Origin of the sequence: Acinetobacter sp. S54 (assembly GCF_016624945.1) — a bacterium.
Taxonomy (GTDB): domain Bacteria; phylum Pseudomonadota; class Gammaproteobacteria; order Pseudomonadales; family Moraxellaceae; genus Acinetobacter.
The window spans coordinates 187,500-210,648 of the sequence record NZ_JACVUI010000003.1 but is presented as its reverse complement, the minus strand read 5'-3'; the positions used below and the strand labels follow the sequence as shown (position 1 = coordinate 210,648).

Annotated in this window: 29 protein-coding genes; 1 reads left to right on the top strand and 28 read right to left on the bottom strand. The window is 39.6% G+C overall.

Translation table 11 applies throughout. The features are described from left to right. The first annotated feature begins 13 nt into the window (after positions 1-13). Positions 14-922 (top strand): lysine exporter LysO family protein, encoded by a 909-nt coding sequence (locus tag IAE20_RS06615; RefSeq protein WP_200481715.1) that lies wholly within the window; start codon positions 14-16, stop codon positions 920-922. On the opposite strand, the gene pyrF is transcribed toward IAE20_RS06615, so the two are convergent. The 28 genes from pyrF to IAE20_RS06475 form a co-directional block, all read right to left on the bottom strand. Beyond that, positions 919-1,602 (bottom strand): orotidine-5'-phosphate decarboxylase, encoded by a 684-nt coding sequence (pyrF, locus tag IAE20_RS06610; RefSeq protein ID WP_200460039.1) that lies wholly within the window; start codon positions 1,600-1,602, stop codon positions 919-921. The genes IAE20_RS06615 and pyrF overlap by 4 nt on opposite strands. 33 nt (positions 1,603-1,635) lie before the next feature. After that, entirely contained in the window at positions 1,636-2,001 is a 366-nt protein-coding gene (locus IAE20_RS06605; RefSeq protein ID WP_200460038.1) for a lipopolysaccharide assembly protein LapA domain-containing protein, read from the bottom strand. A gap of 24 nt (positions 2,002-2,025) precedes the next feature. Next, the gene (locus IAE20_RS06600; protein WP_200460037.1) at positions 2,026-2,331 is read right to left on the bottom strand and encodes an integration host factor subunit beta; all 306 of its coding nucleotides are present in this window, start codon (positions 2,329-2,331) and stop codon (positions 2,026-2,028) included. Positions 2,332-2,488: 157 nt separating this feature from the next. Continuing rightward, positions 2,489-4,168: a 30S ribosomal protein S1 gene (gene rpsA, locus IAE20_RS06595; protein WP_200460036.1), complete on the bottom strand. Its 1,680-nt coding sequence runs from the start codon at positions 4,166-4,168 to the stop codon at positions 2,489-2,491. A gap of 113 nt (positions 4,169-4,281) precedes the next feature. Then, the gene (gene cmk / locus IAE20_RS06590) at positions 4,282-4,965 is read right to left on the bottom strand and encodes a (d)CMP kinase (protein ID WP_200460035.1); all 684 of its coding nucleotides are present in this window, start codon (positions 4,963-4,965) and stop codon (positions 4,282-4,284) included. A 10-nt stretch (positions 4,966-4,975) separates the two neighbouring features. Next, positions 4,976-5,413, bottom strand: a complete 438-nt coding sequence (locus tag IAE20_RS06585; protein ID WP_200460279.1) for an SRPBCC family protein — start codon at positions 5,411-5,413, stop codon at positions 4,976-4,978. Between the two features lie 111 nt (positions 5,414-5,524). After that, on the bottom strand, positions 5,525-6,046 hold the full coding sequence (gene tadA / locus IAE20_RS06580) for a tRNA adenosine(34) deaminase TadA (protein ID WP_200460034.1): 522 nt from the start codon (positions 6,044-6,046) through the stop codon (positions 5,525-5,527). Positions 6,047-6,050: 4 nt separating this feature from the next. Next, a complete protein-coding gene (locus tag IAE20_RS06575; protein WP_200460033.1) occupies positions 6,051-7,175 on the bottom strand; it encodes an enoyl-CoA hydratase/isomerase family protein in 1,125 nt (374 codons plus the stop codon). Then, the gene (gene ung / locus IAE20_RS06570; RefSeq protein ID WP_200481716.1) at positions 7,172-7,885 is read right to left on the bottom strand and encodes a uracil-DNA glycosylase; all 714 of its coding nucleotides are present in this window, start codon (positions 7,883-7,885) and stop codon (positions 7,172-7,174) included. The genes IAE20_RS06575 and ung overlap by 4 nt, the downstream gene beginning before the upstream one ends. Positions 7,886-7,931: 46 nt before the next feature. Beyond that, positions 7,932-8,528 carry a 6-pyruvoyl trahydropterin synthase family protein gene (locus tag IAE20_RS06565; RefSeq protein WP_200460031.1) on the bottom strand — a complete coding sequence of 199 codons (597 nt, stop codon included), beginning with the start codon at positions 8,526-8,528 and terminating at the stop codon, positions 7,932-7,934. A gap of 151 nt (positions 8,529-8,679) precedes the next feature. Then, positions 8,680-9,645, bottom strand: coding sequence for a type II secretion system minor pseudopilin GspK (gspK, locus tag IAE20_RS06560; protein WP_200481717.1), 966 nt, complete (start codon positions 9,643-9,645; stop codon positions 8,680-8,682). Between the two features lie 5 nt (positions 9,646-9,650). After that, positions 9,651-10,484 carry a type II secretion system protein GspJ gene (locus IAE20_RS06555; protein ID WP_200481718.1) on the bottom strand — a complete coding sequence of 278 codons (834 nt, stop codon included), beginning with the start codon at positions 10,482-10,484 and terminating at the stop codon, positions 9,651-9,653. Further along, a complete protein-coding gene (gspI, locus tag IAE20_RS06550; RefSeq protein WP_227610883.1) occupies positions 10,481-10,879 on the bottom strand; it encodes a type II secretion system minor pseudopilin GspI in 399 nt (132 codons plus the stop codon). Before gspI ends, IAE20_RS06555 begins: the two co-directional genes overlap by 4 nt. A 160-nt stretch (positions 10,880-11,039) precedes the next feature. Further along, a complete protein-coding gene (locus IAE20_RS06545) occupies positions 11,040-11,579 on the bottom strand; it encodes a type II secretion system protein (RefSeq protein ID WP_200481720.1) in 540 nt (179 codons plus the stop codon). Continuing rightward, the gene (locus IAE20_RS06540; RefSeq protein WP_200481822.1) at positions 11,572-12,180 is read right to left on the bottom strand and encodes a TetR/AcrR family transcriptional regulator; all 609 of its coding nucleotides are present in this window, start codon (positions 12,178-12,180) and stop codon (positions 11,572-11,574) included. Before IAE20_RS06540 ends, IAE20_RS06545 begins: the two co-directional genes overlap by 8 nt. A 43-nt stretch (positions 12,181-12,223) precedes the next feature. Then, positions 12,224-12,997 (bottom strand): TatD family hydrolase, encoded by a 774-nt coding sequence (locus tag IAE20_RS06535; RefSeq protein WP_200460026.1) that lies wholly within the window; start codon positions 12,995-12,997, stop codon positions 12,224-12,226. Between the two features lie 15 nt (positions 12,998-13,012). Continuing rightward, on the bottom strand, positions 13,013-13,354 hold the full coding sequence (locus tag IAE20_RS06530; protein ID WP_200460025.1) for a PilZ domain-containing protein: 342 nt from the start codon (positions 13,352-13,354) through the stop codon (positions 13,013-13,015). A gap of 10 nt (positions 13,355-13,364) precedes the next feature. Continuing rightward, complete coding sequence (locus IAE20_RS06525) at positions 13,365-14,333, bottom strand: DNA polymerase III subunit delta' (protein WP_200481721.1); 969 nt, start codon at positions 14,331-14,333, stop codon at positions 13,365-13,367. A 14-nt stretch (positions 14,334-14,347) separates the two neighbouring features. Beyond that, complete coding sequence (gene kdsB / locus IAE20_RS06520) at positions 14,348-15,109, bottom strand: 3-deoxy-manno-octulosonate cytidylyltransferase (protein WP_200481722.1); 762 nt, start codon at positions 15,107-15,109, stop codon at positions 14,348-14,350. Further along, a complete protein-coding gene (gene lpxK, locus IAE20_RS06515; RefSeq protein ID WP_200481723.1) occupies positions 15,110-16,129 on the bottom strand; it encodes a tetraacyldisaccharide 4'-kinase in 1,020 nt (339 codons plus the stop codon). It lies immediately after the preceding gene. Between the two features lie 5 nt (positions 16,130-16,134). Continuing rightward, positions 16,135-17,862, bottom strand: coding sequence for a lipid A export permease/ATP-binding protein MsbA (gene msbA / locus IAE20_RS06510; RefSeq protein WP_200481724.1), 1,728 nt, complete (start codon positions 17,860-17,862; stop codon positions 16,135-16,137). Further along, positions 17,859-18,287, bottom strand: coding sequence for an ExbD/TolR family protein (locus IAE20_RS06505; protein ID WP_200460020.1), 429 nt, complete (start codon positions 18,285-18,287; stop codon positions 17,859-17,861). Before IAE20_RS06505 ends, msbA begins: the two co-directional genes overlap by 4 nt. Before the next feature lie 10 nt (positions 18,288-18,297). Continuing rightward, the gene (locus IAE20_RS06500; RefSeq protein ID WP_200460019.1) at positions 18,298-18,936 is read right to left on the bottom strand and encodes a MotA/TolQ/ExbB proton channel family protein; all 639 of its coding nucleotides are present in this window, start codon (positions 18,934-18,936) and stop codon (positions 18,298-18,300) included. A gap of 48 nt (positions 18,937-18,984) precedes the next feature. Beyond that, on the bottom strand, positions 18,985-19,872 hold the full coding sequence (locus IAE20_RS06495; protein ID WP_200481725.1) for a ParB/RepB/Spo0J family partition protein: 888 nt from the start codon (positions 19,870-19,872) through the stop codon (positions 18,985-18,987). A gap of 3 nt (positions 19,873-19,875) precedes the next feature. After that, entirely contained in the window at positions 19,876-20,652 is a 777-nt protein-coding gene (locus IAE20_RS06490; RefSeq protein ID WP_200460017.1) for a ParA family protein, read from the bottom strand. A 12-nt stretch (positions 20,653-20,664) separates the two neighbouring features. Continuing rightward, positions 20,665-21,303 (bottom strand): 16S rRNA (guanine(527)-N(7))-methyltransferase RsmG, encoded by a 639-nt coding sequence (gene rsmG, locus IAE20_RS06485; protein ID WP_200481726.1) that lies wholly within the window; start codon positions 21,301-21,303, stop codon positions 20,665-20,667. Between the two features lie 85 nt (positions 21,304-21,388). Further along, positions 21,389-22,078 carry an N-acetylmuramate alpha-1-phosphate uridylyltransferase MurU gene (gene murU, locus IAE20_RS06480; protein ID WP_200460015.1) on the bottom strand — a complete coding sequence of 230 codons (690 nt, stop codon included), beginning with the start codon at positions 22,076-22,078 and terminating at the stop codon, positions 21,389-21,391. After that, the gene (locus tag IAE20_RS06475; RefSeq protein WP_200481727.1) at positions 22,078-23,091 is read right to left on the bottom strand and encodes an aminoglycoside phosphotransferase family protein; all 1,014 of its coding nucleotides are present in this window, start codon (positions 23,089-23,091) and stop codon (positions 22,078-22,080) included. Before IAE20_RS06475 ends, murU begins: the two co-directional genes overlap by 1 nt. Between the last annotated feature and the right edge of the window lie 58 nt (positions 23,092-23,149).

The window sequence follows — 23,149 nt, the reverse complement described above, 5'->3', positions numbered from 1 at the left end:
ATCTACTTATTTTATGCAATCCCTTGTTCTAATTTTCCAAATTTTTATTGCTATTAGCTTAGGTTATTTCATTGCCCCAAAGTTAAATTTATCAGTTCGCCAATTTATATTTAAAACACTGCCCTATTTTTCCTATTTACTTTTAATTGCTGTTGCTTTTGAATTCGCACAAGCGTTAGTACACCTTGAACATCCAGACCGAATTTTGCCTACGGCACTTTTAATCGCATTTTCCACCTCAATTACGTCCTTCTTTGTGTGTTTAGTTGCCTACAAATTCTTGGATAAAGACAGTGTTCAAGGCAATATTTCTCTACATTTATTTCTAAATGCACTTAAAAATATAAGTTATGCCTTTATTGCACTTGGTTTTGGCGCCATGTTAGGATTTATTGTTCATCACTTTCAAATCAATGTCACTTTCAATAGTTGGTATTTACTTTTAATTTTTATTGGATTTATCGGCATTGAACTTGCCTATACTCATTTTGATCGTTCATGGGTCAGCTGGAAAATTCTGATTGTACCTGTTGCTGCCATATTGGGTTCGCTTATTGCAGCAATTTTCTGTTTCGCGCTATTAACGGGCTATACTTTGAATGAAGTCATTGCTTTATCGCAAGGCTATGGCTGGTATTCTATGTCAGGTATCTTATTTACTAAACTTCATTCAACAGAACTTGGTGGAATTGCCTTATTAACTGATTTATTTAGAGAAATTTTTGCGATTCTTTTAATGTATTGTTTGGGCTGGCGTTTTCCACGCTCTGCAATTTCAAGCGCAGGTGCAACGTCTATGGATGTAACACTCGCAATGGTGAAACAATCGTGTGGCACACATTATGTACCACACGCGATGATGAGTGGAATCATCCTGAGTTTACTGGCCCCACTCCTCATCAGTTTCTTTTTAATGATTTAAGCCAAAGAAGCCAAAATACTTTTTAACATTTCATTTGGGTTTTCAGCTTTAGTAATAGGCCGACCAATGACCAAATGAGTAGCCCCATCCAACATCGCTTGTTTTGGTGTCACAATTCGTTTTTGATCATCTGCACTTGAACCCTCAGGACGAATACCCGGCGTCACTAAAGAAAATTCTGAACCCAATAATTGACGTAACATTTTGGCCTCTTGAGCAGAACATACCACCCCATCCAAACCACTATTTTTCGTCAATTGTGCTAAACGCTTTACCTGTTCAAAAGGTTCAATATCCAAACCAATATCACGTAAATCCTCTCTTTCCATTGAGGTTAGGACAGTGACGGCAATCAGTTGTGTTTGATAATTCCCTGCTTTTAAACGCTCTACACAAGTTTCCATCATCTTACGACCACCAGAAGCATGCACATTGACCATCCATACACCAAGATCAGCCGCAGCGCAAACTGCTTGTGCAGTCGTATTAGGGATATCATGGAATTTAAGATCTAGAAATAGTTCAAACCCACGATCTTGCAAAATTCTGACCGTTTGTGGACCATCATGAGTAAAAAGCTCTTTACCAACTTTCACACGACACAAAGCTGGATCAAGTTGATCAACAATTGCAAGGGCGTCTTTTTGGCTTTTGGCATCCAGGGCAACAATGATACTCAAGAGACTTTTCTTCCAGTAAAAATAAAGCCCATATTATAATGGGCTTTTATTTTCATTGTTAGTATTAACATCCAATACTGTTTTTTCATGTTTGGTATTGGCAGCAACTTGTGCAGCAGCGACTTGCGCCATTTGAATCTGTTCTTTACGAAGATAATCAATATCTTTCCTAAGACGCTTAATTTCCCAACCCTTTTGAATCACTTTAAATACTAATACGCCAAGCAATAGGCCAATTACAACACCTAAAACTACAGTAATCAGCAACAATAATCCCAGACGCATGGCTGGAACTTGAGTAAATAATAAATCGACCGGTAATTCTGTTGGATTTTGCAAAACCAATGCCAAAGAATAACCAAACAAAACAACAAGTAATGCGATAAGAATATAACGCATAATCACCTCAAATTTTCTTAATTGTTATTTTGCAACAACTTCATTTACAGCATCACGAAGTGCCTTACCTGGTTTAAAGTGAGGTACAGCTTTTGCAGCAACTTCTACAGATCTGCCCGTTTTAGGATTACGTCCTACACGAGGGTCACGGTGATGCAATGCAAAACTACCAAAACCACGAATTTCGATACGATTATCAGTCGATAAAGCTTCGATCATTTGATCAATCATGATCTTTACAGCTTCTTCTACCAAGGGTTCTGCCAAATGAGGATTCTTTAAAGCAATACGCTCAATTAAGTCAGATTTATTAAGTGCTTCAGTCGTCATTGATGACCTCTTTATTTCTTACTCGTTTTCAATGACTTTTATAATAACCTGTTTAAATACAAAACGGTAGCGCAGTACACCAATACTACGCTACCGTTTACAGTAAATCGTATAAAAAGTACGAATTAGTTACACTAACCGTAATTTTTATTTAAAATTACTTCATTTGTGCTTTGATCAAGTCACCAATCGTCTTAGGACCGTTGTCTTGAGAAGTTGAAGTTGTTGTAGTACGAAGATTCGCAACAGCTTCTTTCTCTTCAGCTTCGTCTTTCGCTTTGATAGACAAGTTGATAGAGCGAGACTTACGATCAACGTTGATGATTTTCGCTTCAACTTCTTGACCAACTTCTAGGAACTTAGTCGCATCTTCAACGCGATCGCGGTTGATTTCAGATGCTTTCAACGTTGCTTCAACTTCGTCAGCCAACTTAACAGTTGCGCCTTTCGCGTCAACAGCAGTTACAGTACCTTTAACCAATGCACCACGCTCATTCGCTGCCAAGAAGTCATTGAATGGATCGCTATTTAATTGTTTGATACCAAGACTGATACGGTTGCCTTCAGCGTCTACAGATAAGATAACCGCTTCAACAGTATCACCTTTCTTGTAACGACGAATTGCATCTTCACCTTGTTCGTTCCAAGAAATATCAGACAAGTGTACTAGACCGTCGATACCGCCTGGTAAACCGATGAAAATACCGAAATCAGTGATTGACTTGATCGTACCAGAAACTTTTTCGCCTTTCTCGTGCGCTTTAGCAAACTCTTCCCATGGGTTAGCACGAGTTTGTTTGATACCAAGAGAAATACGACGACGTTCTTCATCAACTTCAAGAACCATAACATCAACTTCATCACCAATCTGAACAACTTTAGATGGGTGGATGTTTTTGTTAGTGTGATCCATTTCAGAAACGTGAACAAGACCTTCAACGCCTTCAGCGATTTCAGCGAAACAACCGTAGTCCGTTAAATTAGTTACACGTGCTTTAACGATAGAACCTTTAGGGTAACGGTTCATGATCGCTAACCATGGATCTTCACCAAGTTGTTTAAGACCTAGAGAAACACGGTTACGCTCACGGTCAAACTTAAGTACTTTAACAGTAACTTCTTGACCAACTTCAACCACTTCAGATGGATGCTTGATGCGTTTCCAAGCCATATCTGTAATGTGAAGAAGACCATCGATACCACCAAGGTCAACGAATGCACCGTAATCAGTAAGGTTCTTGATTGTACCTGTAACTGTTTGACCTTCTTCAAGCTGAGCAAGAAGCGCTTCACGGTCAGCAGAAGACTCAGCTTCCATAACAGCACGACGAGATACAACAACGTTGTTACGTTTAGCATCAAGTTTGATAACTTTGAACTCTAACTCTTTACCTTCAAGGTGAGTTGTATCACGAATCGGACGAGTATCTACAAGTGAACCTGGTAGAAACGCACGAACTGGACCGATGTCAACAGTGAAACCGCCTTTAACTTTACCAGAAATAACACCAGTAACGATTTCGCCATCTTCAAAGATTTTTTCAAGTTTAGTCCAAGTTTCAGCACGTTTTGCTTTTTCACGTGATAAAACAGTTTGACCCATACCGTTGTCAAGCGCTTCTACAACGACATCAACAGTATCACCAACTTGAACTTCAAGTTCACGTTGTTCATTTAAAAATTCAGCACGGTCAACTACGCCTTCAGATTTAAGGCCAGTGTCAACAGTTACCCAGTCACTATCGATGCTAACAACAACACCTTGGATGACTGCACCCTTTTCAACGTTGAGGTTTAATTCACTTTCTTCAAAGAGGGCTGCAAAAGATTCGGTCATGATATACCTGATAAAGTCAGCGGTCTTGGATCAGACAAGGCCGGTTTAGTTAAGTCTCTACATAGTCCGTAATAAACTGATCTAGCTATGCTTTAACTGATTAAATAAATCGGTTAGGCTTTTATACGTTGATCAATGTAATTCGTCATTAACTGAAATACTTGATCGATATCCAAATTTGAACTATCAATCTGATAAGCATCTTCAGCTGGACGTAATGGCGCAACTGTTCGCTGCATATCACGTTGATCACGCGACTGTATATTAGCCAAAATGTCGCTTATTTTAACATCTAGCCCCATCCCCTGCAACTGCTTTACTCGACGCTCTGCGCGCGACTCAGCAGAAGCAGTCAAATAGATTTTGGCCTGCGCTTCAGGAAAAATAGACGTTGCCATATCACGGCCGTCAGCAACCAACCCTGGTGTCTGAATAAACGCACGCTGCCGATCAAATAAGGCTTTGCGTAGCTCAGGCACTGCCGCAACCTGTGACGCAAACTCACCTACACGTTCAGTACGGATGGTTTGAGTAACATCCTCACCATCCAGAATAATAGCGGTTCCATCATCTTTTGTTTCAAATTTAATATTGAGATGCGTTGCTATCTCTACACATTCATTTAAGCGTGTAACTAAGGCATCCAGTAAATTTTTTTGATGTAAAGACAGCCCAAGCAATCGATATAAAGCACCTGAATCTAGCAGATGAAAACCATAATGTTGTGCCAGTTTTGCAGCGAGTGTACCTTTACCTGATCCACTTGGCCCGTCGATTGTAATAATATGAACTGCCATTAAAATCCTACTAAGCGATCGATTTTGCTAATTTTGAAAAGCCTAGTGTAATGGCTGCTTTAAGTTGTGCAAGAATTAATTTGCTCACGAATGGAATTTTTGCGGTTAATTCGATGGTATAAGTCACGAATGTTTTATTTGGCGCAACTTCTTGAAAATCAATTCGACCGATATGATGTTTGATCAAAGGATTGTCGATTAGTTTATATTCGATACGTTTATTTTCTTCAAGCAGCGTAATTTCTTCTTTTAATGGTTTAAATGGACCAAATCCCATACGGCGCACTGAACCAAGACCATCAGGACGTTGGGGGTCGGCCGAATCTTTGACTCTCACCACCTGAATTGGTGCAAAAGCTTGATTATAAGTGGCGTGTTTTGACAAAAGATCAAAAACCTGTTCAATCGGTGCATTGAATTCTTTTTTTATCGTGATGCTATTCATAATATCCCTCAAGATGGCAATGACAATTTATATTGTCAAAGCACACTATCTAAACGGATCGCAGGAATCAAGAGATAGTTAATGAATGTTTTTTGTCAATTAAGCAAATAAAATTTATTTTGGATTATGTTCTATGTGATTGAAACTGAGAATACGTGCGCTACGCTTTTGTTCTCTGCGTTGTTTAAAAAAAAGACTCAGTTGCTCCGAGCATTGTTGTTGCATACAACCATAATCCACCACAAATTTATGATTATAATAACCTGAATCCAATAGTTGACGCGCACTTATTAAAGATCCAGCCTTTGGCTCTTTTGTTGCAAAAACTACGCGATAGATGCGTGAATGTATTAATGCGCCGACACACATGGTGCATGGTTCGAGCGTAACATATAAAGTTGCATCAGCAGGTAAACGATAATTGTGAATAGATTCACACGCCATACGTATGGCTCGAATCTCAGCATGTGCAGTGGGATCATTTAAAGAAATGGGGGCATTATACCCTGTACCTATTACTTTATTTTGACTGACAATAATTGCGCCAACGGGAATTTCTCCTTCCGATGCTGCGAATGCAGCCTGCTCAAAAGCAAGCTGCATCCAGTATTCATCAGAATAAACCTGTTCAGACATAGTTTTAGCTGATTACACCATAATGTTTAAGTAATTGGTTCCAACTTTCAATATTGGTCACAGGCGGATGATCACCTAAAATACCTTTCAAAGTGAAATCCTGAGTGTCTTTCCATGCAGGTGATAAATCTTTATCTACGAGACGCGCACGAACCCCTTCCACAAAATCAGGATGGCGAATTTTCCAGTCGGAAATTTGTGCTTCAAGCTTAAAAACTTCATCCCAAGCATGAACTTGTTTACCCCACTGCCATAGCAGCCAGGTAATTGCTGCAGTACTTGGAGAACCTTTTTGCAGGTTTTCACTGGCTTGGCGCAACCAATCACTACGGGCTTCATTCAAACCAATAATCGCCTGATAGTCTTGCTCAAAACTTACTCCACGACAGACACTGTGGATCACATCTAGTGAATTTTGTAATGGACCCGCTGCAACAGGCCGATGCAGACTATTCAAGGTATCATCAATAGCTCTAAAGTCACCTGCTGGATAATGACTCCAGTCAATCTCAATCACTTTTTTAAGTACGTTATCACGTTGTGCATCACAAATATGGGTTGCCCAACCAATACTATAAGCACCAGCCGCCGTCATGATTGAACCTGTCAGCCCTGTAAATAAACCAATTGGGCCACGATCTGCTAGAAAACGACTTGCACCTACATCGGGATACAAACCAATATTAATTTCTGGCATTGCTAAACGCGAATATGGTGTCACCAAACGAAATGGGGCTGCCATAAACAAACCTAAGCCACCACCCATTACATAACCTTCACCCCAAACAATAACAGGTTTGGCATAGTTATGAAGTAATAAGTCTAATGCGTATTCCTGCTCAAAAAACTGATTGGCTGTTTCGACCTCATTATTTATGACCAATTGGCGAAGTTTACGAACATCTCCACCCGCACAAAATGCTTTAGGAGTAGTAGAATCAAGCCAAATTGCCTTAACTTGGTCGTCCTTGTGAAAATCTTCAAACACATGCAACAAGGCAGTCGCAATCGACTCATCTAAAGCATGTAAAGATTTTGGGCGATTCAGGCGAACAATTCGCCAACCATTTTTTGCCTCTTCAACAATAAGATCTGGGTGATAACGGGTTACATCGGGAGAATTTGTCATGCGTCCAACTGCCAATCTATAGGCTCAATGCCATTTTGTTTCAAATAATTATTCGTCTTAGAAAAGACTTTACAACCAAAAAAACCGCCACGATTTGCTGCGAGTGGCGATGGATGTGCTGCGGTGAGCACTAGATGTTTTTGTCGATCAATACGTTGTCCTTTACGTTGTGCATAAGCTCCCCATAAAATGAAAACCACATGCTCCCGCCGCTCATTTAATACATCAATAACATGATCCGTAAACTCTTCCCAACCACGTTTCTGATGCGATGTGGGTTGTCCAGCTTCAACAGTAAGCACACTGTTTAAAAGCAAAACACCTTGATTTGCCCACTTGGTCAGATCACCATGATTTGACATAGGCACACCTAAATCTGTCTGCAACTCATGAAAAATATTACGCAAAGATGGAGGTAAAGCAATGCCACGTTGAACAGAAAAACTTAATCCATTGGCCTGATTAGGTCCATGATAAGGATCCTGACCCAAAATCACGACCTTTACCTGATCTAACGGTGTAGTATTCAGCGCATTAAAAATCTGCTTACTCGGTGGATAAACAATTTTTTGATCCTGCTTTTCTTGCATGAGAAAATTACGCAGTTGATCCATAAGCGGGCTTAACAAAAAATCCGCCAGTGAATATTTCCAACTTTGTTCTAACTGAACCTTACCCAGTTTATCCTGCTGTTGCTCAGTTAATTGCATTATTCCATCCTGAAAACAATCGATTACCTTTTTAATCTTTAGCTACTTAAATTGTAACTTGTAATTCTACTTTTGGGTTTTGAAACGTAAAACCACGTTTTAATTGTTCATACATCTCTGGATCAGACCATTCTGATCGCACTTGTTCTGAAAATTCGATACTGTCCAAATCAAGCTTACCCATTTGGGCATTTTCAATATCTTCCAGAAAGCTTTGTGCATAACCTGTATCTGTTTCATGCACAATTACAGAGTAAACCTCAACATCTCCCTCTCCATTCTGAGTTTCAGTTGATTTTAGAACTTGTTGCGCCAAATAAAAGAAAATACGTGAAAATTGTTCTGCTGATGGCGAAACAGGCAATGCCACCCAACGTGCACTAAAGGTCTTACATGCTTGTATATACTCAGGACTATCGTCCTGCCAGAAACAAATCGCATGATCAAAACTATCAAACAACTCTTTAATCATGCCTTTAAGCAGACCAAAATCATACACCATTTGCCCATGATCAAGCTTAGAAGCTTTAAGTATTAACTCAACTTTATAGCTATGACCGTGAATCGAACGTTTACAGCGATCCGATGTACAATTTCGCACAATATGAGCATTTTCAAACTTAAATAACTTTCGGATTAACATGCGCCAAATAAAAATAATGATCAATAGATTCTAATTATAAAGGAAAATTGTGAGCTTTACATTTATTTTAACGTTAATAGCAATAGTCAAAAAGTATCAGGAGCCTTATTTTTGGGCTAATTTTTCAGCATTAAATCCTTAAAGCTGGCTTTTAAAAAGGAGCTAAGCTTCGTGAGTATACAAATACCTGTTTATCTTTTCGCATTAAACTACTGCTAAACTGACGTTTACGTTCACTGAGCATCACTTCAATACGCGCCTGAAAAAAATTGGATTTCACATCAAGTAAAGACAATACCCTTTGTTTATTTTCTGGATCGATATTTTTAAAAGCATCCAGCGACCAAAGATCATTTACAGTATTAAAATATTCCATTTTGGCAAATTTTGCTTTGAGTTGATCATCAATCGCATTTTGATCCAGTTTTTCATCAATACTTGCTAAAACCAATGCTGGCGCCGTATTGATATTAATTTTAGTGGCTTGAGCAGAGGGTAATGCACTAATATAGGGCTTGATCAAATCAAAATTTTTTCCTTCAAAACCACGTACCATTTTTAATTCGTCAATACTATTAAACTTAGCATTTGCTGCAAGATAAGGTCGTTGCAAACCTTGATAATAAGAACTTTCTGCCCCCATTGCGCCGGTGGTTTGGTCATCTGGATCTTGCCAGTCAATCACAGCCTGACTCAATTCTGCTGGCAGTCCTACTCTTACTAGTAGTTTTTCAAACCATTGGCGGACATTATCGTCAGGTGTTCCATCTGCTTTAACCAAATTATTAAGATTAAATTTGCCAGACTCATCCTGTAAATAACCTGAAACGTAGCCATCTTCGACAGGAAAAGCTGGCATTGGTTTTGCCCATGTTTCGCCCATATGATCAGCTTGGGCACTATCTTGCGCATCTTGTACCAGCAGTTCTGAAAAGAATGCTTCAGCACTTTTGGCATACAATAAAGATTGATCTTGTCGGATCAAATACGCTGTATTTTCAGCCGTATTACTTTGTCGTTTTGCAATGGTTGCTGCCAAAATTGTGGCCAATGCCACCATGACAAGAATAGTGATCAACGCAATGCCTTTTTGTTTCTTTATTTTATTTCCCATCATGATTATTAATTTTGACCCGCCGAGTGAGTGGAGCTGTTATTAGAATTATTGGTTGAATTATTATTTCCCGATACACCACCCTGTTGCTGATTTAAAGCAAGCGGTTTGCTATCCAATAAACTGTAAATCCACTCATATTCAGTCCCCGCAATGGTTAGATTGATTTTTAAACCTGCTGGTAGAAGTTTTAAACTGGCAGTTTGATTCGGATCAAAACTCGCATCTGGCCATTGATTCACCGCTTGAGGGTTTAATACATTCACTTGAAACTGCTCAACATTTTTTAGCAAGATACTCGATTGCGGCTGAGCGCTGTTAGGAAGATTCAAATCTGAATATTTTAATCGATATACCACTTTTTGTGCGGCATCATAACGATACTCGATTCGCTCATAAGGCGATACCCCTTGTCCTAGTGGATCAGTAACCCCAGCTTTGCTAAACTGCAGTACATTATTATTCAGTGATAATGCAGGTCGCAGTTGCCCGCCCATATTCGCCGTGACTGGAATAATCTGCAGACTATCTCTTAAAAGTTGCTGATAACCATCTTGTAAAATGAATAGTTGCGCTTCATGCTGAGTATTTCGCTCTTTGGTTTTTAGAAGATAATCAAAGACTTTCCACCCCAATGCAGACAATACTGCAAATATTGCTATGGCTACAAGCAATTCAATTAATGTAAATCCTGAATAATGATGCTTCGAGTGACGAGGTTTAATTCGAGCAGTGTTCAAATTGAATAAAGAAGTTTCATTAAAAGGCTGACAGATGGCGTTAGAAACTGGCTTCCCTTTCTTAGAATAAAATACATCCTGCTTATTTTTTTGATTTTTCATTGCGTTTTTACTTGTTGGGGATAATTAAAAAACACAACATTCGTAATGCCAGATTCAACTTTGCCTTGCTCATTGTTGAATAAACTGACTTGTATCTCAACCCGTTGCACATTAGGGCTAATTGTCGATTCAGATCGTTTATCAATTTGCCACGTCTCACCCTGCGAGGTGATTTGTTTAGACTCGGTTCCCGTCAACCATTGCTTATTAATTTCCATTTGAGCTGCTTCATTCATAGCAACAAACTGGGCTTTCGTTCTTAAAATAGCATTTGCTGTGGATTGAGTATATTGCATGCCTACTTTAGTCAAGGCAATTGCTGCTGCGGCAAAAATAGCCAAAGCCACCATCACCTCTAACAATGTAAATCCTGAGCGAGGATTAACAAAGTGCAGCTTTGTCCGAGCGCAATACGAAAAATTATGCTTTAAGTTGTGAGGGTTAAATCGAGTAATGCTCGGTCTTAGCACAAAGCTGAAAACATTGTTTAAAGTTTGAGCATAAGCAAAGCTTCGTTTTGCAACTAGGCAAGACCAGAATCCAAAATCGGGTGGTTTAATTTTCATTAATATTACCCAGATGATCAACCTCAATTGGATCGCCAACTGGGTTTTGTTCAAAATAAAACTGGATTTGTACTGGCTTTACCTCACCATTTCCTAGCCAAATGAGTTTTGGTGCCTGATTATTGATAAGATCTTGTTTGGTAGCATTTTGATAGTTTTGATCGACCGATTCAATACTAAAAGCAACGCGTTCTGGCAAAATCCTAACAGGGAATTCTGGATATTTTTGCCATTTTTTATCTTCCTGAATAATCGTTTGATCGCTTTGATCCTGATATTCTATTAACTCATAATTAAAAGGCGCAACATCTGTCGCATTATGAGTGGATAAGGCAAAAATACGCGATTGATCAGTTGATTCTTTATTAATTTTCTTTAAATCCAGAATAAAAACTTCTCGCGCCTGCATGGCTTTACGCTGATCTACACCACTGATATTTAATAAAATAAGTGAAGCCAAAATTCCAACGATGACGATCACCACCATCAATTCAATCAGTGTAAATCCTGAACAGCGATGATTAGGCATATTGTTCTTGGGCATATTTAGGCATGGCCAAAGCCTGATCAATATAGGCAATACGCAAAGTATCTCGCGATCCAAGATAGCGCTGATAAAAACTTGAATTTAAAATAGCTGCTGCACCGTGAGTAAGCGACCAAATCCCAGCTAGGTAATCACGTGTGGTCATCAGACTATGAATAGATTCAAGATAATTATCCGTCATACCAATAATAATACGCAGTCGTTTTTTACGAATCTGATAAAGCTCTTGGAAAAGTTGCTGAATTCCTTGCCCTGTTGTAGATAAACGTTCCTCGATCTGGTGAAACATGACCGTACGTTCAGGATGATGTAAATGATGCAACATAAAAAAAGCCAAATGTTCCTGAAAAGTTTTTTGTGTATCCTGAACCATTTCGAGCAGCATTTTTTCATTGCGAATAATTAGCAATATATACAACTCGTCTTTGCTTTGAAAATGTTTATAGAGGGTGCCTTTAGCCAGATCAAGCTCTGCAGCCAAGGCATCCAGTGTCATTCCTGCTTCGCCATTTTCCAATAGGAGTTGTTCTGCAACCTGAAATATCAATACTTCTCTTGCTCGAAACTGAGCCTGACGATCCATCTTCACGCGATAACTCTCTTACTTTAGCTTTTGTTAGATTCAACTATTTCATATTGAGAAGATTTTCAAAGTTTTGGCGAGTAATATCTGCCATTTCTTCTACAGACTTATCATATACATCACTTAAAGCTTTGGCTACAAAGGGCACATATTTTGGTTCATTTGATTTACCACGATAAGGTACAGGCGCAAGATAGGGACTATCCGTTTCAATTAAGACACGATCTAAGGGAACCTGTTTGGCAACATCTCGTAAATCCTGCGCATTTTTAAAAGAGAGAATGCCCGAAAAAGAAATGTAATAACCACAATCCAACGCTGCTTTTGCTGTATCCCAATCTTCAGTAAAGCAATGCAAAATGCCATGAGTAGATTGTTCAGCGCGAATAATATCAATCGTATCGTGTTTAGCCGAACGGGTATGCACCACGACTGGTTTTTTTACAATTTTGGATGCAGCAATATGTCGGGCAAAACATTGCTTTTGTTCTTCCACAAATTCAGTACTGTGATAATAATCCAGTCCAGTCTCACCTAATGCCCAAACTTTATCATTTTGCGCCAACTCAACCAGAAATTCAGTGGTCGCTCGCGCCATAGTTGCAGCATCTTCACAGGGATGAACGCCAACACTATACCCAACATCGTCATGTCGGGCAGCAATTTGAGCAAGTTGCAAATGATCATCCAGATCAACAGAAATACTCATAAACTTGGATACTCCTGCCTGACGTGCCTGCGCCAAAGCCTGATCCAGATCTCCCTCATAGGGAGTCAAATCCAACATCGTGAGATGACAATGAGTATCTACAAACACAGAGCTTTCCTATTTTTACATGGTGAAATTAGGACGATCAGAAGCACTACCCGCCAGAAGCTTTTCGGCCTCATTTTTGTAGTACACTCCCTTTTCGCCGCTGAGTTGAATCGCAAAGCCATGCGGTTTAACACCCGTTTGTTTACGTGATATCCAGATCACTTTTCCAGTTAAAGGTATCTTTTGTGACTGTTCAGGCAAGGTGGCAAGTACAAACACCTCCTCACCCAACTTTACGGTCTGTTTAGAAGGAATAAATAAACCACCACCCTGTACAAAGCTCATGTAACTGGCCTGTAGAGTTGCACGATCAGGAATATTTAACTGAATAATACCGCCCATCATACGTGGTTCCATTTTATTTCCCCTATTCAACGTTCATTAGTTTTATAAAAAGTTGATCCAAGATCAGATTGGTTTGTACGTTTTGCTCAACCAATTGCTTGGCATGTTGTATTTGTGTATAAATTTCAAACAATTGCTCAAGTGTATAAGCTTGAACGATTTGATCGAAAGACAGGTCAATATTTTTGAGTGACTGATTTAGCTTGACACAAATTAGATCACCCAACAAGTATTCCACCATGGGAATAAAATCATTAAAGCCCATCTCTTTTGACCATTTTGTTGCAAGCAGCATAGGTTTATTTTTTTGTGTGACTAAGTTCGTCCAATCCATCAAAAAATCCGCACGTTTGTTCAGCCATTCACTTTGAGCCAATTGCAAAGCGCTCAAGGGCATTGCACCAGACAGATTCAATAATAAATTAACTTGGCTTTCTGAAAGCTCAGGTTGCTCAGTTTGAATATAGTGCTGCGACTGTTCTGGTGAAACACGATCAAGAGCAAAATGTTGTAAACGACTGCGGATCGTGGCAGGTAATTTAAGGTAATGATCTGCCAATAAAATTAAAATTATACGATCGCCAGGTTCTTCCAATGTTTTTAATAATGCATTCGACGATGCCATATTCAAGGCTTCAGCAGGCTCAATCACAATCACGCGCCAACCATCAACAGTTTGTTGCACAAATGGTAATAAATCTCGTATTTTTTCGATTTTTATCTTGGCATTTTGTTTTTTATTTTCTTCGTCTGTCGTAATATGCACATAATTTGGATGTGTATCAGATTTTAACCACTGACAACTCATGCATTCGCCACAAGCTGCTTGTGCCTGTTTATTAGAACATAATACCCATGCCAAAAAATGTTGTGCAAATTCATGTTTTCCACAACCATTTTTTCCATAGAATAAGAGTCCGTGACCGACTTCGGGGAAACGGCTTGTCAGCGTTTCCCAAATGTTTTGTTGCCACGGGTAAACTGTTTGCATCAAATTATCCTAAATTACTGAAAACTTGAAACAGGTAAAGCGTTTAATCGCTCCAAATCGGCAAGCGTATCCACACCTGGAGGCAGATTGGCTTCCGCAATGGCAATGGCAATACGGTGACCATTTTCAAGAACACGCAACTGTTCAAGACTTTCAAGCTTTTCCAATGTTCCCTGCTCCCATTTCACATATTCCTGCAACAAACTCACTCGATAGCCATATAAACCCAAATGACGATAAGCATGCGCGTGTAACTGTTGGGTATTGTGTTGCACAGCATCACGATCATACGGAATCGTAGCGCGACTAAAATATAGTGCTTCGTTTTGTTTAGACATTACTACTTTGACAATACTATTACGCTGAAATTCCTCTAAAAGATGAATAGGCTCGCATAAGGTCGACATAGAACAATTTGGTTTTGCAACCAATAGTTGACTCACCTGTTGCACTAATTTAGCTGGCAATAAAGGTTCATCCCCCTGTACATTGACAATAATATCGTCGCTTGCCCAACCTTTAACCCGTGCGACTTCACTTAGACGATCCGTACCAGAAGGATGTTCAGCACTGGTCATGACTACATCAATATTTTCCGCGCGACAGATATTAGCAATACTCTCATCATCTGTTGCAACGCACAAATCATCAAAACCCTGTACTTTTTTTGCCTGATCAACAACACGCAAAATCATCGCACGACCATGAATCTGTAAAAGTGGTTTTCCTGGTAACCGTGAACTAGCAAAACGAGCAGGAATGACAATATGTTTCATTTAAATTTCCTGAGACAAAGAAACACCCAATTGCTTTAATTGAGTTTCAAGTAACTGATAGCAGTCTTCAGAGAGAATAGCCTCTACAGGCACCACCCAAATTTCAACCGAAAAATCCGGATATTGTTTAAGTAGAGGTAAAATTTTTACTGCATCTTTTTCGGTGGTAATAATGGGATTTTGATCATCGAACTGCAAGTCTGCAATTTCATAATCATGATGGTCTGGAAATTCATGACACTGAAACTCTTTAATGCCAATGGACTCAAGCGTTTTATAAAAACGTTGTGGAAATCCGATACCCACAACTGCATAAAATTCATCTTGTTGATTAAACAATGTTGAGATATTTTCTGATGGATTCAATAGATACGGTTGACCCGCCTGCAGATGCATATTTAATGTTGAATGCGGCTGTAAACCATGTTCAATAACGGTTCCCGTTTCTAAACGAGATTTAGATTCACGCAAATATCCTTCAGGTAAAAGTTTTTCATTACCTAAACCACGATTTAAGTCCAGTACAATCCATTCAATTTGTCGAGCTAGCGCCCAGTGCTGCAAACCGTCGTCACTGATAATGAGATCAAGCTCATGTTGACTTAAAAGTAACTCTATGGCTGCCTTACGGTCTGGACCAACCGCCATCGGCACCCCCGTAGATTGCACAATCAAACAGGGTTCATCGCCAACTTGTTCAGGCCTGGAATCTAAATTCGCCATTGCAGGAAATGGCCCCTGGCTACCATAACCACGACTAATCACACCGACTTTAACCTGCCGCTGAGTCAGAAATTTAATGAGCTGAATTAATAAAGGTGTTTTACCACTACCACCCACCGTAATATTTCCAATCACCATCACAGGGACAGGAGCCGTATAAACCGATTTAACTCCCATCTGGTAAAGTTGGTGATTTAAACTTGCTCCTAGCCCATATAAACAAGATAATGGTCGTAATAAAATCAGCCATTTCGCCTGTTTATTCCAAGCATCCTGAATAATTTGGGCAAAAGACATGCCGCTTATTCCTCAAAATTACGTTGATGTAATTGATAGTAAGCACCTTGTTTAACAAGTAATTCTGAATGTGTACCCTGCTCCACAATTCGACCTTTATCCATCACTACAATTCGATCTGCATTTTCAATTGTCGATAAACGATGGGCAATTACGATCGTTGTACGGTCTTGTTGCATGGCTTGATCAAAGGCTTTTTGAATGAAATGTTCAGATTCATTATCCAGCGCACTTGTCGCTTCATCAAGAATTAAAATTGGTGCATCTTTTAAAATTGCTCGAGCAATGGCGATACGTTGGCGTTGGCCACCAGACAAATTCAAGCCCTGAGCACCTAGAACAGTCTCATATCCCTGTGGCAGATTCATAATGAAATCGTGTGCATACGCTGCTTTTGCCGCAGCAATAATCGCATCTTCACTTGCACCTTCAAGTTGCCCATAAGCAATATTTTCGCGCACAGAACGATTAAATAACACCACTTGCTGATTGACCATAGCCACTTGACGGCGCAAAGTCGCCAAGTCTATATCTTCTATACGAAGATCATCTAGATAAATCTGACCGCGGCTAACTTCCTGAAAACGAACCAGCAAATTCACTAAAGAACTTTTCCCTGCTCCTGAGCGCCCAACTAAAGCGATGGTTTCGCCTGATTTAATATTTAAAGTAAAGTCCTGTATGGCATGAACATCCGATTTATACACAAGTTCAACGTGCTCAAAACGGATATTGCCCTTCAATTCAGGTTTTAATGTCCCTGTATTTTTTTCTTCAGGTAGGTCCAACAACTCAAAAACAGAATAGGCAGCAGCAATACCACGTTGCAATTTTTCATTGACATCGGTCAAGTTTTTTACAGGCTTTGCCAATAAACCTGCAGCAGTGATATAAGCAACAAACTCACCCGCAGTGGTATTTCCCAAAATTTGTGGCCGTAATGCCAACCAGACGATCAAACTCAAGGCAAATGCCATCACCAGTTGAACTAGCGGCGAGTTCATATTCTGTACAACCACCATTTTCAAACCACGTTTTAAGTTTTCCTGAGAAGACTTATAAAAACGTAGTTGCTCAGAGGTCTCACCATTAAAGGTTTTAACGACAGAATTTCCATTGATACTTTCCTGCACCACATGGTTCACATCTCCCATGGTATTTTGCACTTGTATGGAAAGTTTGCGCATACGTTTCGAAGCTTTTCGTACCAGCAGACCAATTAAAGGCATAAAGATTAAAATACACAAAGTCAAACGCCAGTTGGAATAAAAAAGGTAGCCCAGTAAACCAATCGTAATAAAGCCTTCTTTTACAATAGTTGTTAATGATTCTGAGGAGGCTGCTGTTAATTGCTCGACGTTATACATAATCTTGGCAGTAATATGCCCAGAGGAGTTATCCAGATAATATTGCGAGGGTAAACATAGTAACTTTGCATAGACATCCTGACGGATACTAAAGATCAAACTCCGTGAGATGACAGCAGTAAAATAACTGCCCATAAACAGGCCAAGACCACGAAAGAAAACGAGTAATACAATCAGCGCGGGGAACCAATCAAGATTTGATCGACTACTTTCCTGAATTGCATCGATAATATATTTTAATAACTTGGCAACGGAAACCTCAGTTGCTGCATTTATACCAAAACCAAGCAATACTAATAATGCGATACCCCAATAGGGTTTTAAATAGGATAGAAGACGAAGATAAACCTTAAAATCTTGATTCACTCAGTAAAACCTCTGGAAGGAACTTTTGTACTAATGTTAATGTTAACAAAACCAAGCTGCCCTGCCACATCCATCACGCGAATCACATCCTGATGCGTTGCTTTCGCATCAGCAGCAATCACAAACATTAAATCGCGACGGTCATGTGCAACCTGTTTAATCGCACTACTTAAATCAGAACTACTTTGACTAGAAATAGCTTGACCATTCACCATGTAATGTCCGGTAGAGTCTACCATGACCTCAACCTTTTGATCGTATTGTTTTGGTGGAACACCTTGCGCATCAGGTAATGTCAGATTAATACGACTATTTTGTGCAAATGTCGTAGAAAGCAACAGAAACACAAGAATAAATAATAGACAATCAATCATCGGGGTTAGGTTAATATGAATATCTTCAACTTGCGGGCGTTTGAATTTCATAGTGTTCACCCTAACCTACACGGCGTTGCTCAAATGTATTTTGTGGTTGTGTCTTGAAAAAAAGTGCGGCATGAAAAAGAGTAGCCTGTTGCTCAAGCTCTGCAATATATTCATGTACCAAACGTTGAAAATAACGATAAGCGATCAAGGCTGGAATCGCTATCAACATTCCTATAGCTGTGGTTATCAAGGCTTTGGAAATACCAGGAATCATTAAGGTTGGACTACTACTCGATCCAATATCAATTACCAGAAAAGATTCGATGATTCCAATTACAGTTCCTAGAAGCCCCAACAGTGGTGCAACTGCACTCATGGTTCCCAAAAAGTTAATATTACGTTCCAAATAACCAATTTCTTGAGACGCTGTTACTTCCATTTGCGCTTTAGCAAATTGTTCACCCAACGCCTGATTATCCATACCTGCTTTTAAAATACGGCCCAAAGGACTTTTTTGTAAGGGTTCATTTTGTTCCAGTTGATCAATCACCTGATCAACCGAATGAGAACTTGAAGACATCAATGCATTAGGCAAAACTAAGGATCGTTTAAGCCGAACAAAACGCTCAATACTAATCGCAACCGTAAAAATAGAACACAAAATAAGGGGCAGCATCAACCAGCCCCCAGCTTTAACCAATTCCCACATGCTGATAATCCCCAATAACCACAAAAAAATTTAAAAGGTCAGCATAGACTAATCGGTTAAGCAAATATTTAAAATACCATCTAACTCATCTAGTGAATGATAGTGAATGACTAGTTTGCCTTTTCCTTGCTTATTGTGATCAATTTTCACATTTGCACCAAAACGTTCAGAAAGTTTTTGTGTCAATTGTTCAATATCGGGCGAAATTTCTGCTCTCGCTTTACCCTGTTTGGGCTCATTCCATTCACGAACCAGTTGTTCTGTTTGACGGACAGAAAGACTTTTCTCAATAACAATGTTGGCAACCGCAATTTGGTCTTTGGCTTTGAGCGCCAAAATCGCACGCGCATGCCCCATATCTAGCTGGCCTTCCTGCATCAGATCTTTGATGGCATCATCGAGACTGAGTAAACGCAATAAGTTGCTGACCGTGGTACGAGCTTTACCCACCGTTTCTGCAATTTCCTGATGACTTAAACCAAATTCATCATGAAAACGCTGTAATGCCAACGCCTGATCAATTGGATTTAAATCCTGACGTTGAATATTTTCAATTAAGGCCAGTGCAATAGCAACTTGATCATTCAAATCACGGACAATTGCAGGAATTTCTTTCAGACCGGCAAGTTGTGCCGCACGCCAGCGACGTTCACCAGCAATGATTTCATACGGATATTGTTCATCATCAATTGGACGAATCACAATCGGCTGCATTACACCATGTTTTTCAATGGAAGCTGCCAGTTCTTTTAAATCCTGTTCCTGTATAAAGCGACGCGGTTGATATTCACCACGTTTCAGTACATTGACATCAACTTGTTTCAACTGACCATGATCAATTGCCTGTGCTTCAATTTGTAACTTTTCTTTTTGAATGGAGCCTAGTAGTGCATCTAGACCACGACCTTTTGCCAATCCGCGTTTTTTTGTGGTCATGCCTTAATTTCCTTTTTTCACTTTACTCTTTTTCAACATTTCGGCAGCTAGATTTAAATAAGCCACAGCACCTTTTGAACTTTTCTCAAAATAAATAATCGGTAAACCGTGTGCAGGCGCTTCAGCAAGACGAACATTTCGTGGAACGACCGTATCATAAAGCTTTTTACCAAAAAACTGCTCTAGCTCGGCAGAGACATCGCGGGTCAATGCGTTACGGGCATCGTACATCGTACGTAATACACCAATAATTTGCAGATCAGGATTTAACGCTTGTTGAATACGATCAATAGTCTGAGTTAAATCTGCTAAACCTTCTAACGCATAATATTCACATTGCATTGGAATCATTACGCCATCTACAGCCGCAAGTGCATTGACAGTAATCAGACTCAGACTTGGTGCACAGTCAATGATAATATAATCAAAAGAATCACGAACGCTATCCAGTGCTTTTTTTAGAATAAACTCACGTCCGTCTTGATCCGCAATTGCAAGTTCCACACCTGAGAGCTCACGATTTGAACCCAACACCTTATAACCGACTTCAGATTTTGTGATCGCGGTTTCCACAGGAACCTCACCCAACAAAACATCGGTAATAGAGTACAGTAAATCATTTTTTTGCACCCCTGAACCCATCGTAGCATTGCCTTGTGAATCCATATCCACCAAAAGCACGCGTTTTTTTAATACAGCCAAAGAGGCAGCCAGATTCACAGCTGTCGTCGTTTTACCCACGCCACCTTTCTGATTGGCTATTGCAATAATCTGAGCCATAGTTACCCCAATTTAAGCTTGTTTTTGTTCAAGTAAAAGTAAATGACGCTGTTCGTCTAGTCGTGGTACTTGCAACTCAATCACCTGACAAGAAAATTCATTTTCTAATTGCTGCATTTCTTCGGCTGGAACTAAACCTTTCATCGCTGCAATAATACTGTTTGGGTGCATATAAGGACGCGCAGCATTTACAAAATCAGTGAGAGAAGCAAATGCACGACTGGTAATGACATCAAACTGACCCAATTCACCGATTGAATCTTCATTTTCCACACGAGTCTGTACAGCCATCACATTTTTTAATTTTAAATCTGCAATAAACTGTTTTAAGAATCGGATCTTTTTACCATTTGAATCCAACAGTACACAAACACGTTCAGGTTGACATAATGCAATGATCATCCCCGGCATGCCGCCACCTGTACCCACGTCCAGCAAACGCCCTTCTGGTAAATCCTTAAGAATACTAAGACTATCCAACAAATGCTTCACCAGCATTTCTTTAGGATCACGTATCGCCGTCAGGTTATAGGCTTTGTTCCAGAGCACCAACGCATCTTGATATTTCAACAACAGATTCAACGCTTCATCATTGAGATTTAACCCCAGTGCCTGACTACCCTGTTTTAATTCGTGGAAAAAAGGATGCATATCCGTGGAACATCTCTAAAAAGTTAGTTGCAGTATACCTATTTCTATACTCAAAAATAGTGGTCAGCGCTTAGCGTTTACACAGTTAAATGTACAAACCTGCTTTAATTTGTTGATCTAGCTCATTTAATCGTTCAGGTGTACCTACATCCACCCAAATTCCCTGCATTTTTTCAGCACTGACCTGTTGATTTAACATTGCCTGTTTTAGCAAGGGTGCGAGTGGTCGTTTACCCTGATCCAGATTTGCAAACAATTTTGGCGACAAAACAGCCACACCGCTATAAGTTAAAGCTTCACCTTTTTGCTGCTGTTCAAAAGTATATGCTTTATGATTTGACAAAATAAAATCGCCATTTGGATGTTGCACTGGATTAGGAACAAAGACCAAATGTGCTAAATCGTTAGCCAATTTAATATTTAAAAGCGATGAAAAATCCATCGTTGTCCAGACATCGCCATTGACTAAAATAAAAGGATCATCCCCCAAAAGTGGTAAAGCATTGATGATACCACCCGCAGTTTCAAGCCCTTCACCCTCATGTGACCATAGAACCTTCACGCCCAGAGCCGAACCATCCCCCAAGGCTTCAACCAGTTTATCTGCCAACCATGCACTGTTGATGACAATCTCAGTCACACCGATTTTTTTTAATTTTTCAATATGCCAGACAATAAGTGGCTTCCCTCCCACCTGTAACAATGGTTTTGGGGTGTGTAAGGTTAATGGGCGCATACGATTGCCCAATCCAGCGGCTAAAATCATGGCTTTCATCAAGCGGCCACCTCATAATTACCATATTTTTCAATAAATTTAGGCATTACAACTTGATGAATGAATTGCATGAACGCATCTAGTTCCGGATAAGCCTTACTTTCTTCTAATAAATACCACATCACACGCGGCAAATCTTTGAGATAACCCGATTTTCCATCGCGCTCAAATAAACGGACAAAAATACCTAAAATCTTAATATGACGCTGAATCGCCATAAAATCCGCTTCTTTTTTAAATTGCTCAAAACTTCGATTGTTTTTCGCTTCATCTGCTAATAAATCATAAAAAAGTTGGAACCAGCGATAAACCCGATCAGCATTCCACTGTACATACGCATCCCGTGTAATGGAAATTAGATCATAGGTGTCCGCGCCAATTACTGCATCCTGAAAATCAATAACGCCAAGCTGTTCTTCCCCCTGAATTTTCATCAAATTACGACTATGAAAATCTCGATGGACAATAACCTGCGGCTGCGCAAGCGCTGTATGCGCCAATAAATCGAATGTCTGCTCAATGACTGTTTGTTGTTGCTCAGTCGGATTGATATTCAATGAAGGCAATAACCAATCGGTTAGAAGCTTCATTTCCATCATTAACTTTTCATATGAATAAGCAGGAAAATGAGCATCACCTCGAATCGATTGCAACTGAATCAACTGTTTAAAGCTTTGTAAGTAATAATGATCAACGGTAATATCATTCAATAAAGTCGATAATAATACATCACCAAAATCTTCAAGTAACAAGAACCCTTGTTCTAAATCCTTGGCAATAATATGTGGTACACGAACACCATGTTGATCAAAAAATTCGTCAATCGTCACAAAGGGACGACAATCTTCTTTTTCAGGTGGCGCATCCATCAACATATAGGTATTATTTTGGTAAGTGACGCGTGCATAGCGTCGGAAACTCGCATCTCCAGCTAAAAAGTGAACCTGAAAATCTTCAGTATTCAAAGCCGAGGCAATCCATGATTGTATCAATTGTTCACGTTGTGTATTCATTTGCAATAAAATCTAAAACTAGCTGAGATTTTGAAGTCATAAGTGTAGCCACTTATAA

Coding starts and splice junctions, on each gene's coding strand:
- IAE20_RS06475 (WP_200481727.1), bottom strand. CDS start 23,091: ATGAATACACAACGTGAACAATTGATACAATCATGGATTGCCTCGGCT.
- rpsA (WP_200460036.1), bottom strand. CDS start 4,168: ATGACCGAATCTTTTGCAGCCCTCTTTGAAGAAAGTGAATTAAACCTC.
- IAE20_RS06565 (WP_200460031.1), bottom strand. CDS start 8,528: ATGTTAATCCGAAAGTTATTTAAGTTTGAAAATGCTCATATTGTGCGA.
- IAE20_RS06525 (WP_200481721.1), bottom strand. CDS start 14,333: ATGCAAACAGTTTACCCGTGGCAACAAAACATTTGGGAAACGCTGACA.
- IAE20_RS06545 (WP_200481720.1), bottom strand. CDS start 11,579: ATGCCTAATCATCGCTGTTCAGGATTTACACTGATTGAATTGATGGTG.
- cmk (WP_200460035.1), bottom strand. CDS start 4,965: ATGGCAGTTCATATTATTACAATCGACGGGCCAAGTGGATCAGGTAAA.
- murU (WP_200460015.1), bottom strand. CDS start 22,078: ATGAAAGCCATGATTTTAGCCGCTGGATTGGGCAATCGTATGCGCCCA.
- IAE20_RS06540 (WP_200481822.1), bottom strand. CDS start 12,180: ATGGATCGTCAGGCTCAGTTTCGAGCAAGAGAAGTATTGATATTTCAG.
- IAE20_RS06490 (WP_200460017.1), bottom strand. CDS start 20,652: ATGGCTCAGATTATTGCAATAGCCAATCAGAAAGGTGGCGTGGGTAAA.
- IAE20_RS06530 (WP_200460025.1), bottom strand. CDS start 13,354: ATGGAACCACGTATGATGGGCGGTATTATTCAGTTAAATATTCCTGAT.
- IAE20_RS06555 (WP_200481718.1), bottom strand. CDS start 10,484: ATGAAAAATCAAAAAAATAAGCAGGATGTATTTTATTCTAAGAAAGGG.
- kdsB (WP_200481722.1), bottom strand. CDS start 15,109: ATGAAACATATTGTCATTCCTGCTCGTTTTGCTAGTTCACGGTTACCA.
- IAE20_RS06575 (WP_200460033.1), bottom strand. CDS start 7,175: ATGACAAATTCTCCCGATGTAACCCGTTATCACCCAGATCTTATTGTT.
- lpxK (WP_200481723.1), bottom strand. CDS start 16,129: ATGTCTTTTGCCCAAATTATTCAGGATGCTTGGAATAAACAGGCGAAA.
- IAE20_RS06500 (WP_200460019.1), bottom strand. CDS start 18,936: ATGTGGGAATTGGTTAAAGCTGGGGGCTGGTTGATGCTGCCCCTTATT.
- gspK (WP_200481717.1), bottom strand. CDS start 9,645: ATGATGGGAAATAAAATAAAGAAACAAAAAGGCATTGCGTTGATCACT.
- IAE20_RS06605 (WP_200460038.1), bottom strand. CDS start 2,001: ATGCGTTATATTCTTATCGCATTACTTGTTGTTTTGTTTGGTTATTCT.
- ung (WP_200481716.1), bottom strand. CDS start 7,885: ATGCAATTAACTGAGCAACAGCAGGATAAACTGGGTAAGGTTCAGTTA.
- IAE20_RS06495 (WP_200481725.1), bottom strand. CDS start 19,872: ATGACCACAAAAAAACGCGGATTGGCAAAAGGTCGTGGTCTAGATGCA.
- IAE20_RS06615 (WP_200481715.1), top strand. CDS start 14: ATGCAATCCCTTGTTCTAATTTTCCAAATTTTTATTGCTATTAGCTTA.
- tadA (WP_200460034.1), bottom strand. CDS start 6,046: ATGTCTGAACAGGTTTATTCTGATGAATACTGGATGCAGCTTGCTTTT.
- IAE20_RS06600 (WP_200460037.1), bottom strand. CDS start 2,331: ATGACGACTGAAGCACTTAATAAATCTGACTTAATTGAGCGTATTGCT.
- rsmG (WP_200481726.1), bottom strand. CDS start 21,303: ATGCATCCTTTTTTCCACGAATTAAAACAGGGTAGTCAGGCACTGGGG.
- IAE20_RS06505 (WP_200460020.1), bottom strand. CDS start 18,287: ATGAAATTCAAACGCCCGCAAGTTGAAGATATTCATATTAACCTAACC.